This window comes from Pseudanabaena sp. SR411 (assembly GCF_002251945.1).
GTDB lineage: Bacteria > Cyanobacteriota > Cyanobacteriia > Pseudanabaenales > Pseudanabaenaceae > Pseudanabaena.
The window spans coordinates 13,158-31,139 of record NZ_NDHW01000061.1 but is presented as its reverse complement, the minus strand read 5'-3'; the positions used below and the strand labels follow the sequence as shown (position 1 = coordinate 31,139).

Sequence of the window (17,982 nt, the reverse complement as noted above, 5' to 3'; positions counted from 1 at the left end):
TATCCAATTTTACATTGATTACAGGCTAATTATGAATTCAGGTTTGAATTTTGTTGTGGCGTAGGCGCAACAAAATTCAAACTTATTATGGCAGTGAGAAATTAGGAATCAAGGATTTTGCCATGTTTCTTAGCGTCTGATTGAGCGATCGCGCAATCTGGATATGAGGTTCATCGGATTCAATCGGCAAAATCTGAGTCATGTTGCCATGACTAAATTGTTGAATGACTAGATTTGCAGCTTCTAGACCTGTGACATAGGCTTTTTCCTGTGACCATGAGCCATGACTGGTAATTATCCAATCTCCACTCATATATAAATTGGGAAAGCTAGTAATCTCTCTCAGCAAATGCTGATAACTACCAGGGGCAAAATGGGTCACCGCACGAGGCAATCGAATTACGCTACTATCAACAACTTTGGCTATCTCAAATTCTGGTAAACAAGAAGCCAGATATTTCTGAACGATCGCCACAATTTCCTGATTATCAAGGGGCAAAAATTGATTTGCGTGATAAAAATCGACTTCGATTACGGAGCCTGTCTCATCAGCATATTCATCATGGAGCGCATTGAGATCAAAAAATGTCCAGCCCGTAGTCACATCAAAGCCAAAGCAGGCATTGGATGGACGGGGAATCTTGATTTTGCGATCGAACCATAGCCTTACAGCCAACACATCGATCGCACCTAAGTTCATCAAGTTACGAAATTCTCTACGTTTTTGCAAAGCAGGGCTACTAGAGACAATTTTCTGCATTCCCGAAATGCCTACGGAAAAAATTACAGCATCGGCTTCAAAGCTTTCATCGCCACAAATTACTCCCGTAACTTTGCCAGAATTATCAACCTGTACATCACTAACGCGGCGATCGGTGAGGATTTTGCCGCCAAGATCTTTAATGCGATCGCACCAAGGTTTAAAGATTTTTTCGCCGACAGTGCCACGACACCAAACCACATCAAAATCTGCTTGATGCGCCAAGATAAAGTAATACAGCATTCCCAAAGCCGCTGCCGCCGAACATTGTTCCCCTGGGGCAAATAAACCAACTAACAGCATTGGCTCAAAGGATTCGCGATAAAGCCGTTCCGATACGCCATATTGACGGAATAGTTCTCGGGCAGTGATACCGTCGTAACGCTTCCATGCATCGTCAGAGTTATCAAAATCAACGACAGCATACATTAAAGGCAATGCTGAGAGGCGATCGCTTAATGGCAATCTCTTAAACTTCGTATAGGCAAATGTGCCAAGGGGTGAAGGTAATCGCGGCAAGTCTTGAAAAATTGGGGATTCAACTTCTAAACCTGCGGGAGAGTATTGCGCTGATCTCGTCCAAGGCGTGAAAGGATCAAGCTCTAATTCTTTGACTAGGGAAAAAATATTACGATAGGGATACCAGAATCCATGAATTCCTGCTTCGACCGATCGCCCCTTTTCTGTTTTCCATCCTGCAACCAGTCCCCCAGCTTGCGATCCCGCCTCTAATAAGGTTACGTCATAGCCTTGTTTGGTGAGTTGATAGGTTGCGCCTAGTCCCGCCCAACCTGCACCAACGACGATTACTTTTGGTTTTTCGGTCATTTTTCCCTTAACGATAATTCTGATTGTTTTGCTGTCGCCTGTCTTTTTAGTATACAAACCCAAGAAGCAAGTAGCGGCGCTAAGCGCCGCTACTTGCTTCTTGGGTTTTGATTTGTCCCAGTAGTTATACTTTAGCCATAGGGGAAAAGCAGACAATGCAACAAATAAGAAGCCCTGCTAAGCATGGCTTCTTATTTAAAGTCTTTTACTAATTTTAAACCCGTGGGAGTCAGTTCCACAGGTATGCATTAATCCGTGGGATTCGGCAAGATGGCGAATTTCTTCGGTCTGGCGAGGACTTGGTTTCCAAGGATCACTATTGTCATAGCCATAATAAGTCTCTACACCATCAATGCCTAAGGCGGCGGCGGCTGGAATCAAGTCTTCAGGCGATCGCCGATATCTGGCAGGGTGCGCTAACACCGCCAAGCCCCCAGCCAAATGCATCGCCTTAATTACACTAATTGCTTGATAGTCTAAACCTGCGGTAGTTTTACCCTGCAAATAGGGAAGCATCGCCTTATGTTCGGGATCAAATCCATAGCCCAGAATATGCACTTCTGTAAAAATTAGGCTGGCATTCACCTCAATACCTGACCAAAGTGTTGGCAAAGATTGGGGATCGCTAGATTGACTGATTGATCGATCAAGATATTTTTTGGCAATGTAATATCCTGCGATCGCATGGTGATCGGTAATGGCAAGATCAGAGACCCGTAAAGCGATCGCCTGCTGAATCAAATCCACTGGCTGCATTTTTCCGTCAGAATGCACCGTATGCAGATGAAAATTCAGCCTATGCGGACAACTCATGGCATCAACGGACGCAAAAATATTTCGCAGCCTTTTAGTTGCGCTCGACTCTGATATCAACAGGGGAGTTTGAATCACCATGGCAAATCTCTACATAAGCAAATCTTTAACAATTCTTAATTTCTTGATCACAATTTTACCCAGATCAGGGCAAGCATCTTAACTTTATTGAAATAAATTCTCAAACTGAGCTAATTGGCGAGCCAATTACATTTACCTGTGAGTGCCTAAATCATTGCTATCGGGAAAGTTAGCAAGACTCAAGCAGTAGGTAAATTCAATAAGTTTTAGAAAACATTTAGGTTCACTAATACAACCTAAATAGCACACGTATCTACAGCAAATTAGGGTAATTGATCATACTGAACTTGCTCGATCGCATTGCGGTCAAGATTTTGTCCAGAGGTCTCGTAATAACTGGATAATAATTGGCGAGTTTCGACTTTCCCTAAATTCGACTCAATTTCCGCAGTGATCGCAACGCAATCACTGCCAGATATGTCAATCGCTCGCTCAACGATTTTGCCATCTTTCCCGATTAAGTACTCGATACGTTGATACTGCGACATAATCTATATAATTTTCTCAACAATAACAATTGCTAATATTCTAGCGTCTCTATATCAAAAATTGCAAAATGAAAAGAGTGGCTTTTCATTTTGCCCAAAAGCAGGATGGCGGCGTGAAGTGCCTCTATCCCGCTTTTGGAGTTGCACTGGAAATGTATCAATGTAAGTTTTGCTAAGGATGTAAAACCCAAATAAACGAAGGCGGCGCAAAGCGCCACCTTCGTTTATTTGGGGTTGGACTTGATACGTGAGATATAGACATGACGAAAATAGGAAGAATCGCTAAGCGATTCTTCCTATTTTTCGCTTTCGTTGCGATGCACCACTAATTCTTGGGTAAGAGGGTAGTCAAATAACTAACTGACCAAGAGATTTTAAAATTTGTAGTACCTCGTACAACTGATTTTCTGACTCAGATAGGGAAAAAACTTTGGATAGGGTATAAATTGGTTCAGCTTCACAATCTAGTTTGATAAAGCGAAATTCTCGTCCATTAGTAATCAATCCAAATCTTGACTTGGTAGCGTTAGGACTAGAAATCATATAAGTCAAAGCCTGCGGCAGAGCAACCATCACATCATATTGAATGCTTTTGGCTTCGATTACCAATATCCAGATGGATTGTTGTAGCACTAGGACATCAATCTGCCCTCGTACTACTTCCACTCCATCCTGAGACACTAACTCGATCGATTCTTCTAGGGTCGTATAAAAAGGCGGATCATAAAAACCTGCTAGGGAAAGCAATGGCGACAAGGTAACCATCTTGACGGTTACTTCTAGCAGTGGTCGATCCGCAAGATAAAGGTATTGTTGCCTTGTGCGATCCAGTTGCTGTTTCTCAAATTCACTAAGCGCGGGAGCCGAAACTAATAAGTCAGTAAAAAATGTATCGTTTCTATCTTGATGTAAGTGAAATTTGTTTTTGACATCATATAAGCTGAGCTTTGAAGCTTGTAAGGTTTGAACCATTGCCTTTCTCCTGTTTCCATAATATTAATTATCTCTCAGTTTCTAAGACCTTACTAACTGAGACCCCATCCACCGCAGTACCAAAATACCAGAGTGAAGCGGCTGCTTCAGCGCGGGTAACGGGCTTCTGCGGTTGTAATAAGGTTGTAAAGCCAAAGCTACGTCGAATGTTCGAGAGATCGCGCAGTTGAGCATCGGCAAAAATTGCATTCAAAGCATTCTCACTAATGCGATCGCTATCTTTAAATCCCCATGATTGGCTAACAGACTCTAAGGTTGCACTGGGCAAGGGTTGTCTTAGATCGAGGGGGATTTTCCATTGCACAAGCTCTTCCCTTAATAGTGGATCATTAGGACGAAAGCGATCGCCTATTCCACCAATTAGCCCTGCATTGGCTAAGCCTTGAATGATGCCAAAGTCAGGATGATTATTAGGAATATCCGTAAAACTAGCGCTATCAGTTGGTTGAGCAAGACGGATTTGGCGGCTAGGTTGATTTTTATAGAGGCGATTATTGGTTTCTAATAACCATCTGGCATATTCACGACGAGCTACTAAAATATTTGGCTTAAATTGTTGTCCAGTTTTGGGAGTGATTGTTCCAAATTTATTTAAGTCTTTAATCCAATTCTTAAGTGGAGCAGGTGCTGTGTCCAAATCACTAAATTCAACAGATTGCTTTTGGGAATTAGTAAAGTTTATAAAAAATAGTTCTTTGAGTGAGTTTTTTGCTGGGTTTGTTTTTTGCGGTAAGGACTGTAGGGCGATCGCTTTCATTGGGATAGACCAGCGATTAACAGGATTAATGGAACTAGTAGAAGAATTAGTTGGCTTTATTTCAGGCTTTATTTCAGGTTTTGCAGTTGGTTTGGGACTGGGTGATGTAGTGATCGGTGTTGGTTGATTAGGATTTTCAGTGATCGACTCAGAAGATGATGGACTAGCAGGAGCGATCGCGTTTTCCAAAGAACTGCCGAGATTGGAACCTTGGCAAGCCGTGAGGAAATAAGTGGTAAGACCAAACAGCAAAAATTTGAAAGTTTTAGCAATTAACCGAGATTTGAACTTCATCAAAATTCCACACCAATATCATCAGGAAAACTCAAGTCAAGCAACTGCTCAAGGCTATAAGGACATTCATTGGGCAAGATACTTTTCTTGATTGGGGTTTCCGCCAAAATTAGCGCTAATCCTAAGCGATATCCCTTAAGCAGGGCTTTATCTAAGTAAGATTTTAAGCTAGGGTTATCCGCTAACAGATCTTGAATTTCTTCTCTTTGCAACTGAATTGTGACCTGCCAACTGCGAGATCGCTTTGTGGGTTGATACTGCCATTTCAAAAGATGTCCAATCAATACACCCAAGCGATTCGATAATTCTTGCTGCTTTTGCTTCCCCAAACCCCCTATTTCCTCAACCAAATTCAACAAATCCAAGCTATCTAAATGCCCTAAGGACAGAAGCTTGGACTGCTCCAAAGTCCAGCCATAAAAGTCTGTCTCGTATAGTCCTGTGTTCATAGCATTTCTTTATTTGTTTTTTTAGCTGTTAGTTCAAGAAGCATTGCCATCAATCTCAACAAGATTGGTGGTAGGTGGCAATAGAGGGACTATTGGTAATGCACAGGCAATTTCAGGACGGAAATTCGCATAGCGGCTACGACGTACCGCAATGATTTCTGTCTGGATATCTTGAGTGCTTTCACCCAGACATAGTAGGAGATGAGTGGTTAATTCCAAACTTGTCTCAAAGGTGGGATGTACTACTTCCTTCGCACCAAGTTGATAAAGAGTATCGATATCCGCATCTTTTTCGGCTCTGACCACAATATCAATTTCTGGAGAAATAGATATTGCTCTCTGCACAGCCAGTCTCGTCGCGATCGGGTCAGAAATTGCGATTAACATCGATCGCGCATGGTCGATTTCTGCTTTTTCGAGAACGAACGGACTGGCACAATTGCCGTATAGATAGGGAATATTTCGCGATCGCAGAATTTCCACCTTAGATTCTGCATCTTCAATTACCAGCACAGGATAGCCCTTAGACTGCAACAAAGTGACAATGCCCTGTCCAATCCGACCATAACCGCAAACCACCACATGATCATGGAGTTCCGCATTTGCCGCAAGTTCTTGGGGCATATCCAACTTATTCATCCAAGCTTGGAGAAATGGCACTTTTTCGAGCAATTCTAAGATCTGTGGTGTTGCCTTGAGCAAGAATGGGGTAACCATCAAAGTTACGGCAGTTGTTCCTAAAATTAGTAGATATACCCGACGCGATACTAAGCCTAATTTCTGTCCTTCACTAGCTAGTACAAACGAGAATTCTCCAATTTGGGCTAAACCTAATCCCGCAAAAATGGCGACTCGTAAGGGATAGCGGAAAAAGCTTACTAAAGGTACGACGATTAAAAATTTACCAATCATCACGATCGCCACAAGACTGAGAATTAATTCCCAATTTTGGAGCAGAAATACAGGATCAATCAGCATCCCGATCGCTGCAAAAAATAAAGTCGCAAACACATCTCGCAGTGGTTCAACATAGGTGAGTGCTTGATCAGCATATTCCACCTCAGAAATCATCAAACCTGCAACGAACGCGCCCATCTCAATCGATAAGCCCAACTGCTCAGTCAGGAGTGCAATCCCTAAACACAGTACGATCACGCTTAGCAAAAATAATTCGCGGCTCTCGGTACTCGCTACCCACCGCAAAAATGGCGGAATTACCCAAATTCCTGCGGCGATCGCTCCGCCTGCAAATAAAGCTGTCACCGACAAAGCTTTGATCACTTCGATCCCCACTGACTCAGGATGATCCAATGCGGGCAACACTGCCAGCATCAAGCCTAGTGCTAAATCTTGGATGATCAACATCCCCAGTGTTACCTGTCCCTGTGAGGACTCTGTGGCATTGGTTTCCATCAAACTTCGTAGCACCACCGCCGTTGATGATAGTGATAAAATCCCGCCTAAGAAAATTCCTTGTGTAGGGGTCTCGACCCATCCCACCAGTACTGAGACAGCAGTGGTAAGAGCGATCGTCAACAAAACTTGTAAGCTACCACCACCAAGGGCGATCGCTCTCACCTTATTTAATTGCTTCAGCGAGAACTCAACACCGAGGGCAAATAGCAAAAAGGCTACCCCAAACTGGGCAAGGGTTTCTACCTGAATCAATTCCTTGATCAGCCCTAAACCTGTTGGACCAACAACAATGCCGCCAAAGATGTAGCCCAACAAAACTGGTAATCGCAGAGCCGCCGCCAGTAATCCGCCAAACGAGGCTGCTGCAAGAACAGTTACTAAATCAACAATTAACCGAAAATCTTCTTGCACAGAAACCAACTAAAGAACGTTGCCATCTATACTTTAGCTTGGATTTTGCTAAACCTAAAAGAGAGTTCAGCGCTCCGCACCGAACTCTCTTTTAGATAAACTGGCAAGTGTCATCATCGCTGCTGCGGAAGAGTAAACTTGGTTGCGTAAAGTCAGTATCATCCGACGAGGACAAGTTACCTTCCGCAGGATGCAACATTGATTTAGCTTCAATCTGATCGTAAAGAGTCTTGACTGCCTGAAGGATATAACTAGCTGACTGATCATAAGCAGTGGGTTCACTTAGCGATCGCGCTGTTTGCCAGATCGATTTTTCGGCTTTATCGTAGGAGGAATAGGCATAAAATAACTGCCGTAGCAGTCCATCAAGCCCATGCGTTCTCAACTCATGCCAATTATCGCGATCGGGATCAAAGGGGTAATACAGCACGGAAAACAGTAAAATCTTGGCTCGCATAGAACTGGTAAATCGCATTAGTTCCAATCGCAAGTCAAATAGATCAACGGCAATTTGCGGATCAAAGGGGATTTTACTACGGATTTGATGATTGTTTTGATGATTGGACTGATTAGGTTGATTGTTAATGGGGACGATTGGTGGAGCGATCGCAGGATTGACTGCTACCAAATTATCTTCATAACTGCGATCGGGATAAAGAGGTTCTAACTTACTAAGTAGCAAATTACCGATCACAGCATATTCCGAAGGTTTGGAAACTCTTTGCACTGATTCTTGGATTAAAGCTGTCAATTGCACCAAAGTGGGCATAAATGAGACCAATTCTCTCAAAAGGCTCGCCCAATCAATGCTATTTAATTGACGCAAATCGCTCTCCCAAACATCTTGATAGGTATAAAGCAAGAGTTTTTTGAGACGCATTTGCTGAGCATCTGTATCAATGCTATAGGCTACCCATGCATAAATATCAGAGTCATCGTTGAGATAGGGATCGATCATCGATAATTCATCTTCAGTAAAGCTGAACTGTTGATCCGACTGGGTTGTTGCAATCAGTGAGTTGTGGAGAGGTTCTTTTATAGAATTGTTTTGAGAAGTATCAAAGGGCGCAATCAGTTGTGCGGAACCCGCATTAATTACTAGATGATTTACTGAATAAGCAAGTGGTTGACTGACTGTTTGAGAATTGGGTTTGAATTGAGAAGAACTCATCGGTTCTGCAATTACGGATACTGGTATTTGTTGATAAAGCTTAGAAGCTGCATTAAAAACTATTTTGGCAACAATCAAGTATTGACGCTGCTTTTGGACAGCGATCGTCTTCACAGATTTTACTAAGTTCTCTTTTAGGGCTTCAATATTTGGATATTGTTGATATAAGTCTTCCAGTAGTTCCACAAAACTAAAATTATTTAGACGAGTGAGATCATTTTCCAAAATGCCAGTACATACGAGACATACTAGCTTCTTAGCCCTCACAGGGTCTTCGCTCATTTCAAGGTCATCGGATACTTCATCAATTAGCTTTTCCAGAGGACTCTTATTAATCTTCTCAGGATGATTGGAAACTAGTGGTAACTCAGAAAGAACTAGTGGTGTAGCTTCGCTAAAAACAGTCAGAGCTTGGGACTGCATTAGTAAAGGTTTTAGCGCTTCTAATACATCATTTGCTGATTGATAGCGTTGTCGAAAATCAAAGCGCACCATCTTATCAATTACATCTGCCAATGTAGGCGTAACTTTTGCGCGATCGCGCCAGCAAAACTCACTAGTAATTGGGTCTTCAGGAATCTGATTGGGCAATATCCCCGTTAGGGCTTGGATGGCAATCACCCCGATCGCGTAGATATCACTGGCAAACATTGTCTTGCCACTATATTGCTCATTGGGCATATATCCGGGGGAGCCAATTACCAAGCTGGAGGTATGTCCTAACTGACTAATTGGTTGGGTGCTAACTTCTTTAACTGCACCAAAATCAATTAAGACAATTTTTTTGTCACTAGCACGACGGATCAGATTACTGGGTTTAATATCACGGTGAATTACCTGTTGACGATGGACAAAATCGAGAGTCAGCAAAATGTCAGTGAGAAAATCAATCGTGTACTGCTCTCCCAAACACTGACCACGCTTAATTTCTTGGGTCAAGACATCGCCTTCAATCAATTCTTGAGCGAGAAAAAATTCTTCATCTTCTTCAAAGTGCGCTAATAAACTGGGAATACATTCATGCCGTCCCAACTTATAAAGTACCTTTGCCTCTTTATCAAATAGTTCACGGGAAATTTTTAAAATTTCTGCTTGTGATGACGCAGGCTTAAGCTGCTTGATCACACAGTTAGGGCGATCGGGCAGATATCCATCTTCTGCAATAAAAGTTTGGCTAAAGCCGCCGCCGCCAAGTTGTTTGACGATTTTGTAGCGCCCAGTCAAGGTTTTACCGAGCATAATCATTTCAGTCACTGCTAACTTGAATATTTTTGCATTTCCTTAACGTCCTAGCAAGTTAATTTTCGTCTTCTCGCAAAAAATGAAGTGCGGCGCTCTGCGCCGCACTTCATTGCTTCTTTTGGACTACCAATTTTCGCAAGTTTTTACAAAATGAGAATTGCTGAGTAATACCAATTCACAAAAGTGTCGTCACACTTTTGTGAATTATAAACCAGACCCCGTAAGGGTTTTAAAACAAATAGCAATGTAAGTTTTGCTTAGGAGATAAAACCCAAAAGATGAGTGGCGGCGCTAAGCGCCGCCACTCATCTTTTGGGTTTTGAGTTGCTATAAAACAGCTTAGCCGATTTGTCTTTGGGTATAAAACTGTTAGGATCGATCGCATAAATACTTTGAAATTTGAAACTGGTTACTGTCGTGGACGCGATCGCCATTAGCTCTCTTACTCTCAATATTGTTTTGGGATTATTTATCCTGATGTATATATTTCGGATCATCATGACATGGTATCCCCAGATTCCTATCAAGCAATTTCCCTATAGCCTAATTACATTTCCGACAGAACCTTTGCTATTTGTGCTGCGGAAGTTAATCCCACCGATCGGCGGGATTGATATTTCCCCTGTGATTGGTGTCGGTATTTTTAGCCTCTTGCGCGAAATGTTACTTGGTCAGCAAGGTATTTTGACAATGATGCAATAGATTTACCGCAATTACCGATCAAACGAACCACAAAAGAATTTTTAAAAGCGTTGCAAAGCAGCATTTTTAAAAATTCTTTTGTGGTTCGTTTTAAGAATGTTATTTTCCTTGATCATTATAAATTTGTGTAACACCCTAGAGGGTTAGAAAGATTTGGGTGATTAGGGTAAGTCTTTACTCTGCGTAAGGGAACATCACCTATGGCACTGGTCAGTAAATTAGTGGTATGAGAAAATCGAGACAGAGGATTTACTGACCAGTGCCAAGAACGGCAAAAGTTACCAAACTTGTTCACAAAGATCTAGACTATTTTCGAGATTCACTACTACATTAGTTGATAGTGCTAAAGTTGATACGGTCAGCTTAAAGCGCCGCCTATTCCAGCATGTAGATCAAGGTTTGTAGGGTTTATTAACAATGTTGCAAGAGATTCAGTTACCTGTTGTTGCCGATGCCAAAAAGTGGACTATTCAAGACAGTGAAGCACTTTATCGGATCAATGGCTGGGGGGAGCCTTATTTTAGTATTAACGAGGCTGGTCACGTAACTGTCTCCCCCAAAGGCGATCGCGGTGGGTGTATTGACCTGTTTGAACTGGTGAATGATCTCAAGCAAAGGGGATTGCGATCACCCATTCTAGTCAGATTTTCGGATATTCTCGCCGATCGCATTGAGCGTTTGAATTCTACCTTTGCCAAGGCGATCGCCCGTTATAACTACAATGGCGTTTATCGTGGCGTTTTTCCTGTCAAAGTCAATCAGCAACGGCAATTGGTGGAAGAAATAGCCAAGTATGGAAAACCGTTCCAATTTGGTTTGGAGGCAGGTTCTAAACCCGAATTATTAATTGCCCTTGCCACCTTACGCACCCCCGGTTCACTGCTGATTTGTAACGGTTACAAAGATGCTGAGTATATTGAGACTGCCCTGTTAGCGCGAAAACTGGGACAAAATACGATCATTGTGATCGAGCAGTTGGAAGAAGTGGAGATGATTATCCGTGCTGCGACAAAGTTGGGAATTGCGCCTGTGGTTGGTGTCCGTGCAAAGCTAAGTGCTAAAGGTTTGGGACATTGGGAAGACTCGACAGGCGATCGCGCTAAGTTCGGCTTGAGCATGTGGGAAATCCTCGAAACCGTCGAACAATTGGAATCCGCAAATATGCTAGATTCTCTGAAATTGTTACATTTTCATATCGGTTCCCAAATTAGCAATATCAGCACAATTAAAGATGCTTTGCGCGAAGCAGGTCAAATCTATGTGCAGCTTACAACACTAGGCGCACCAATGGGACATCTCGATGTGGGTGGCGGTTTGGGCGTAGATTACGATGGCTCCAAGACGAATTTCTATGCTTCCAAGAACTACAGTATGCAAAACTATGCCTACGATATCGTGGCAGCAATTAAGGATGCTTGTACTGAAAAGGGAATTCCAGTGCCTACCTTAACGAGCGAAAGTGGTCGGGCGATCGCTTCTCATCAGTCAGTTCTAATTTTCGATGTCGTTGGTATTAGTGGAATTCCGAATCAAACGATTGAGCCTTTACAAGAAGATGAACATTTAATTATTCGTAATCTCTTCGAGACTCTAGAAAACATCAATGAGAATAACTATCAAGAGATTTATCATGATGCCGTTCAGTTTAATCAAGAGGCGATTAGTCTGTTTACCTTTGGCTACCTCACTCTCAGACAACGCGCTAGAGTGGAACGCCTATTTTGGGAATGTTGCGATCGCATTCTCAAGGTAACTCGCAAACTTAACTATGTCCCCGATGATCTCGAAGATCTAGAAAAAGCGATGGCGCTGACTTATTATTGCAATTTCTCGGTGTTTCAGTCTGCTCCCGATAGTTGGGCGATCGATCAACTCTTCCCAATTATGCCGATCCATCGCCTCAATGAGGAACCTAACTGTCGCGGCACGATCGCCGACCTTACTTGTGACAGTGATGGCAAAATTGATCGCTTTATTGATTTACGCGATGTCAAATCTACTTTAGAATTACATCCTTTCATTGCGGAAGAGCCTTACTTTTTAGCTTTATTCCTTGGTGGAGCCTATCAAGAAATTCTTGGCGATTTGCATAATTTGTTTGGTGATACTGATGCCGTGCATATTCATGCAACGCCTACAGGCTATAAGGTTGAGCATGTAATTAAGGGGGACTCGATGACTGAGGTATTAGCCTATGTCCAGTACAATCGTGACTCGATGCTAGAGAATATTCGCCAAGAGACGGAACGCGCTCTCCAAGAGAAGCAAATCACTCTCGATGAAGCAAGGTTGTTCTTACAAAAATATGAGCATTGCCTAAATGGTTACACCTATTTAAGTTAATCAAATCTCAAAACTGTTGTGGGAGGCAAAGCCTCCCACAACAGTTTTACGGCAAGAAATTTTGTAAAAGTGTTGCAAAGCAACACTTTTACAAAATTTCTTGGTTTGGGTTTGAGCGCAAAGCGCTGTAATTTGCGATCCTCAGCGCGTATTAAGCATAATGTCGCAGTTTCTACTAAAGTTACATTAGCCCAATATTGATTTGCTGCCCCACGGGTATCGCAAGTCATTAATTCAGAATTGCAAATTAGATTTTTTGGTAAAACGTGGAAATTTTATGTATCAGTAACGGACATGGCGAAGATATCATCGCAGCCCGTATCTGCATTGAATTGGAAAAGTTAGGATTTTCAGCGATCGCCTTGCCGCTTGTGGGTGTGGGACATGCCTATGCTAAGGCAAATATCCCGATTATCGAAAAGTTTACACAGGCAATGCCTTCGGGGGGATTTGTCCGCATGGATAGCCGTCAGTTAGCCCGTGATGTCAAAAGCGGATTGGTGGGGCTAACCCGTAAACAATTGGGTTTTGTGTGGAAATGGTCGCGTGAAAACCGCAGAAACAAACGGCTAATTTTAGCAGTGGGTGATATTGTGCCATTGCTATTTGCATGGTTGCCATCCCAGTTTGGCGGTTGTAATTTTGTGTTTGTTGCCACGGCTAAGTCAGAATATTTTTGGCGCGATCGCAAAAGTAATTTACCCCATGTCAAAAAGCCTTTTGGCGGCTCGATCTTTTTTCCTTGGGAACGCGCTTTGATGAATAGCGATCGCTGTAAGGCAGTATTTGTCCGTGATCTGCTCACTGCCGAGATCTTAAATCAAGATTTTAAACTACCTGCGGTTTATCTCGGTAACTCGATGATGGATGGGCTAGAACCTAAGGGGCTTAATTTTGGTATTGGGGAAGATGAATGGGCGGTAGCGATTTTACCTGGTTCGCGATCGCCTGAAGCCTACGAAAACTGGATGACCTTGATGCTTTGCGCTCAAGTTGTTTCCCGTGCCATTCCCCATAATGTACATTTCTTAGTAGCGATCGCCCCAGATTTGGATATAGAAGTCATTGGACAGAGCATCATTCAAAAGGGTTGGCTACGCATTGATGAAACTACTTTTAAGGTACAGAATGCACGGCTAATTCTCTTGCAAGATGGCTTTAGCGATTGTCTCCATCAATGTCATTTAGGTTTAGCAATGGCGGGAACTGCGACGGAGCAGATGGTGGGTTTAGGTAAGCCTGTAATTACGATCGCAGGAAATGGTCCTCAATTTACGCGCAAATTTGCCGAAGAACAAGCGGATTTATTAGGTTGCTCGATTAACTTGATCGAAAAACCTGCTCAAGTTGCCGATGTTCTCAATGAGATTTTGCAAGATCCTGATTACTTTCAAGAAGTAAGTCGCAATGGCGAGGAGCGCATGGGGCAAGCAGGAGCATCGGCACGAATCGCTAAACATATTAGCGATTTAAGCTAAGAAATTCACCCCAAAAAGAATAAAACCTAAAAGTAAGCTGGTGATATTAGTAAGTAAACTGAGCAATCCAGCTTGCTTTAAGGATAATTGCCCCAGACTTAGAGTAGATATCAACCATGCTTCATAGACTACCGCAAAAACTTCAGAAACTGGCAACGTAAAACGATAGGGAATTCCTTCAGCGATCGGAATTCGATTGCCGTAACCAAACCAAAGAGCGATAAAACCGCCGAGGATATTCATGCCGATAAAGATCAGCAAAGAGAAGAAGACAATTTTTTTAGAGGAAGCTTGGCGCTTTACATGCATAGCCAAACCATAAAACATGGCTACAAATAAGGAGCTAATTCCAAAGTACCTTCCTAAGAGAATTTGAAATGGTTCCAAAGATGGAAAAAATGACCAAACCACTGGATAGCTAAATAGATTGACCATCGCGATCGCCATCAATACTCTAAAAATATTTTGTTGGGATGCTTTGCGCCACCATAAAACAATTGCACCTACCAATAGTTCAGAGGCAATTGTCAGAAGCCATCCAGTCAAAAACATCTGACTTGTATATTCTTGAACGGGCGTTAAAATAAAGTACGCAAGTTTATTCTCTTCCTGAATTACTTGTAAAGAATCCTGAGTAACTTGCACTTGCCAAACACCACTATGGGGGAAAGATGCAGTTTTTTCTTTGGGATCTTTTAAAAGCGTAGGGCTTAGACGCAAGCGATCAGAAAACTGTCCAATTAGCCTAAACCATTTATTGGGATTATCTTGAGGTTTAGTTCTATCTATGGGAAAAGTATTAACAAGATCACTAACCAATAAGCAGCGATTATCAGAGCAGTTAAACCGATAACTGCTATCTATCTGCAAGGCAATAGCAGAAGAATTTAGACAGCCTGTATCACGACATTCGCCGTATTGAATAAACAACCTTGGCTGTTCACAAGTAGCCGTATTGCATTCAACTATCTGTAAGCCTTGCAGGGTTTGTTGACCTACTGGATAAGAGAATGTAAACCAGTTCATCGGAGGTGGCGGTGGAGCATTAGCGCTAGCAGTCGAAGCGAATAAAACAATCATCGCGATCGCCAAAACTCCGATCAATTTCGACAACTTCCATTTCATAGATTAATAGCCTAATTTTGCTAAAATCAGAACTTCAGAAAACCAAAAGAGAGTTGCGGCGCAACTCTCTTTTGAGTATAGCGATCTCAAGAGAATAAATCTTTAAGAAAAAGTGATATCTCTGCGCGTTCACTAACATTAAAGAAGTCAAGGGGAACTACTCCATCCAAGTGACGACTAACTACACCAAAGCCCAATCTTGCTCGACGATAGCTTATGACTAATGGGCTATTGACTGGTAAAGGTAGTCGGAACCAAGCATCAAAATTCGGAGACTGCGCCATACGATCGCTCATTGCTTTGATGATCGCTGCTGAGCGCTCATCAGGTAAACTACTCGTAGCAAATACATAGGCGCGTTCTAGTAACTTGTCTCGCAAATTAGGATTTAGCCATGCCGAAACCACCATTTCTAGAGGGGTTTGGGGATTTTGCTTAACCGATTGCAACGCATTGATGTCATTGGAGATCGCCTTAGCGAGTAGAACTGCGGTGGGATTACCCGTTTGCTGGAGTTCGTTAACTGCATTAGGATTACCATTCCACCATTGTAAGGTAGCAAGATTAAGCGCTTTTTGGGAATTACCACGATAGGCAGTTTCCAGATTGGCTACTACTTGCGGATAAAGACTCTGAAAGGGTGCATCTTTCCAAATTGGACTAGTAATAAAAATAGGATCGTTAATTACTTCCGTCGTCATGGCGGCGATCGCTTCAGCTTGTTTTCCTTGACGCAATAGACTGATACCTAATCCAAAGGAAAGCGATCGCTTATTAGGAACAAGTTCTAAACCTCGGCGGAAATAAGTTTCTGCTGCTTGAGCAGCGCTGGTTTCAGTTTCTCGGAGACTGAGCCAAGCAGCAGCGTTGTACCCTGCTTCGTTATGAGGATTAGAGGCGAGCGCTGTTTTGATCCATGCTAAACCTTCTTTTTGCCATGCAGATGACTGCGGTAAATTCGGATAGTTAACTGCGAGATCGGCTAAATTCCAACCCAACTGGTAGGAATAGTAGGGTTCCCAAGGTGCAAGTTGATGCGCGAATTTGAGTCGATCTTGGAACTTGTCAACGGCGGCGATCACTTCAGGTAAAAACTCTGGTTTGGCGGCTGCTAAATCTACTCTTGCCGTTGATAGATAAATAAATCCTACACTCGATGCTTGCCAAGCGATATTCACAGGAACTAGCCATGCGATTGCAGCTCCCAGATAAACTGTGGCAATAACTGCTAACCAAAAGCGTGGCTGCTTTTGATGACCGAGGCTAATTAATTCGCCTGTATGCATTTGTCCTAGATAAGCCAAGCTAGCAAATATAATCACCAAGCTGCCACTAATCGCAGGTACATCAAGCTGATAGTCAGTAATAGCTAACATGCCATAACCAATCAGACTGCCAAATAAACCATAGGCGATCGCCTGATCCTGTGGATTAGCTTGCCAACTGCGAGATTTGTGCAATTTGATGAATAGCGACACAATTGCTACCAGTACAAACACAAAGGTAATTACTGCACCGATCCCTAGCTCCGCCCAAAGATGAACAGGCGTACTATGTAACTGAAATAAAAGTTCGGCTTCGCGTCCAGCCCATTGCGGACGGTATTGCTGATAAAGCATCACTGCTGAGCCTGCCCCCGCGCCAAATAACCAATGCTCTAAGCCAATCCTCCAACCCACATCCGCCGCGATCGCTCTAAATAGCAATTCGCTAGATCCTTGAGTGGGATTAGCAAAACTAGAGGTTAAACCTGAGATAAGCGATCGTAAGCGATTATTTGTAGAAATTAAAAATGCTACTAAAGCGATCGCCCCACCGCCGCCCAAAGCCACTAACCAACGATTGCCTCTACCACGCAACAAAGCCACAATAATTCCATACAGAACGATGGCTCCTAGCCCTAAAAATCCGCCCCGCGAACTGGTGGTATACAAATCAATTAACCCTAATCCGATCGCCGTTAGCCATAGCGATCGCCACATTCCTGTCTGAGCGATCGCCAAACTAGCAAAAATCGGCAAAACGAGCATCAAAAATCCTGCCACATAGTTTTGATGTCCCATCGGAGCCCAATTGCGGGACTGCAAATCTGAGAAATCGTAACTAAGATTTAGCCCCCATTGATTAAGCTTGGCAAAATTAGCTAACTGTGGCAGCCATGACTGGGTGATCCACAGAAATAAACTTTCAATAATTACCACAAATCCTAATAAGCCTTGAAATCGCAAAATGTTGGACAATTTCTCTCCTGCCTTCGGTGGGAGAGAAATTGCGGTCGGTGATGCGACATGCAAAAAATTATTGGTTACATACAGCGCAATAAAATAGCCAAAGGCAGTCAGGCTATACCACATTCCCTGATTTGGGAACCGTGAAAACATGGTCGATAAGCACAGTGTTACCAAGCCAGCACCGATCGCCCAGTCAAAGCCACTACCCAATAAATAAAATGGTTTCTCGTGCCGCCATAGATTTAATAAACCTGCGATCGCAAAGCATAGCAATCCCACTTGCCACAGTAACACCCAAGGGAAAGTCACCATCTGCGTACTACTATCAGGCAGGAGCGTGAATAAAATATAGGCGGCGAAGCCTAACTGGACGATTAACCGACCTGTACTCATAAAATTT

13 protein-coding genes are annotated in these 17,982 nt (G+C 42.8%); 3 read left to right on the top strand and 10 right to left on the bottom strand.

The window, feature by feature from the left end; genetic code table 11:
- Positions 1 to 85: 85 nt before the first annotated feature.
- The 8 genes from B9G53_RS04550 to B9G53_RS04515 all read right to left on the bottom strand — a co-directional run bounded on the left by B9G53_RS04550 (position 86) and on the right by B9G53_RS04515 (position 9,706).
- Entirely contained in the window at positions 86 to 1,588 is a 1,503-nt protein-coding gene (locus tag B9G53_RS04550; protein ID WP_094529641.1) for an FAD-dependent oxidoreductase, read from the bottom strand.
- Positions 1,589 to 1,783: 195 nt separating this feature from the next.
- A complete protein-coding gene (locus tag B9G53_RS04545; RefSeq protein WP_094529639.1) occupies positions 1,784 to 2,482 on the bottom strand; it encodes a PHP domain-containing protein in 699 nt (232 codons plus the stop codon).
- A gap of 263 nt (positions 2,483 to 2,745) precedes the next feature.
- The gene (locus B9G53_RS04540; RefSeq protein ID WP_094529637.1) at positions 2,746 to 2,970 is read right to left on the bottom strand and encodes a DUF2997 domain-containing protein; all 225 of its coding nucleotides are present in this window, start codon (positions 2,968 to 2,970) and stop codon (positions 2,746 to 2,748) included.
- Positions 2,971 to 3,318: 348 nt separating this feature from the next.
- Positions 3,319 to 3,942: a type I restriction endonuclease gene (locus B9G53_RS04535; protein ID WP_094529635.1), complete on the bottom strand. Its 624-nt coding sequence runs from the start codon at positions 3,940 to 3,942 to the stop codon at positions 3,319 to 3,321.
- Between the two features lie 28 nt (positions 3,943 to 3,970).
- Complete coding sequence (locus B9G53_RS04530) at positions 3,971 to 5,014, bottom strand: S-layer homology domain-containing protein (RefSeq protein ID WP_094529633.1); 1,044 nt, start codon at positions 5,012 to 5,014, stop codon at positions 3,971 to 3,973.
- Positions 5,014 to 5,463 carry a DUF29 domain-containing protein gene (locus B9G53_RS04525; protein WP_094529631.1) on the bottom strand — a complete coding sequence of 150 codons (450 nt, stop codon included), beginning with the start codon at positions 5,461 to 5,463 and terminating at the stop codon, positions 5,014 to 5,016. Before B9G53_RS04525 ends, B9G53_RS04530 begins: the two co-directional genes overlap by 1 nt.
- A gap of 33 nt (positions 5,464 to 5,496) precedes the next feature.
- A complete protein-coding gene (locus B9G53_RS04520; RefSeq protein ID WP_094529629.1) occupies positions 5,497 to 7,290 on the bottom strand; it encodes a cation:proton antiporter in 1,794 nt (597 codons plus the stop codon).
- A 91-nt stretch (positions 7,291 to 7,381) separates the two neighbouring features.
- Positions 7,382 to 9,706 (bottom strand): serine/threonine-protein kinase, encoded by a 2,325-nt coding sequence (locus B9G53_RS04515; RefSeq protein WP_094529626.1) that lies wholly within the window; start codon positions 9,704 to 9,706, stop codon positions 7,382 to 7,384.
- Positions 9,707 to 10,120: 414 nt separating this feature from the next.
- On the opposite strand from B9G53_RS04515, the gene B9G53_RS04510 reads away from it, so the two are divergent.
- The 3 genes from B9G53_RS04510 to B9G53_RS04495 all read left to right on the top strand — a co-directional run bounded on the left by B9G53_RS04510 (position 10,121) and on the right by B9G53_RS04495 (position 14,226).
- Positions 10,121 to 10,405, top strand: a complete 285-nt coding sequence (locus tag B9G53_RS04510; RefSeq protein ID WP_094529624.1) for a YggT family protein — start codon at positions 10,121 to 10,123, stop codon at positions 10,403 to 10,405.
- Between the two features lie 417 nt (positions 10,406 to 10,822).
- Entirely contained in the window at positions 10,823 to 12,748 is a 1,926-nt protein-coding gene (speA, locus tag B9G53_RS04505; protein ID WP_094529622.1) for a biosynthetic arginine decarboxylase, read from the top strand.
- Between the two features lie 266 nt (positions 12,749 to 13,014).
- Positions 13,015 to 14,226, top strand: a complete 1,212-nt coding sequence (locus B9G53_RS04495; protein WP_094529618.1) for a lipid-A-disaccharide synthase-related protein — start codon at positions 13,015 to 13,017, stop codon at positions 14,224 to 14,226.
- On the opposite strand, the gene B9G53_RS04490 is transcribed toward B9G53_RS04495, so the two are convergent.
- Positions 14,218 to 15,351: a hypothetical protein gene (locus tag B9G53_RS04490; RefSeq protein WP_094529616.1), complete on the bottom strand. Its 1,134-nt coding sequence runs from the start codon at positions 15,349 to 15,351 to the stop codon at positions 14,218 to 14,220. The genes B9G53_RS04495 and B9G53_RS04490 overlap by 9 nt on opposite strands.
- A gap of 86 nt (positions 15,352 to 15,437) precedes the next feature.
- Entirely contained in the window at positions 15,438 to 17,975 is a 2,538-nt protein-coding gene (locus B9G53_RS04485; protein ID WP_094529614.1) for an O-antigen ligase family protein, read from the bottom strand.
- Positions 17,976 to 17,982: the final 7 nt, after the last annotated feature.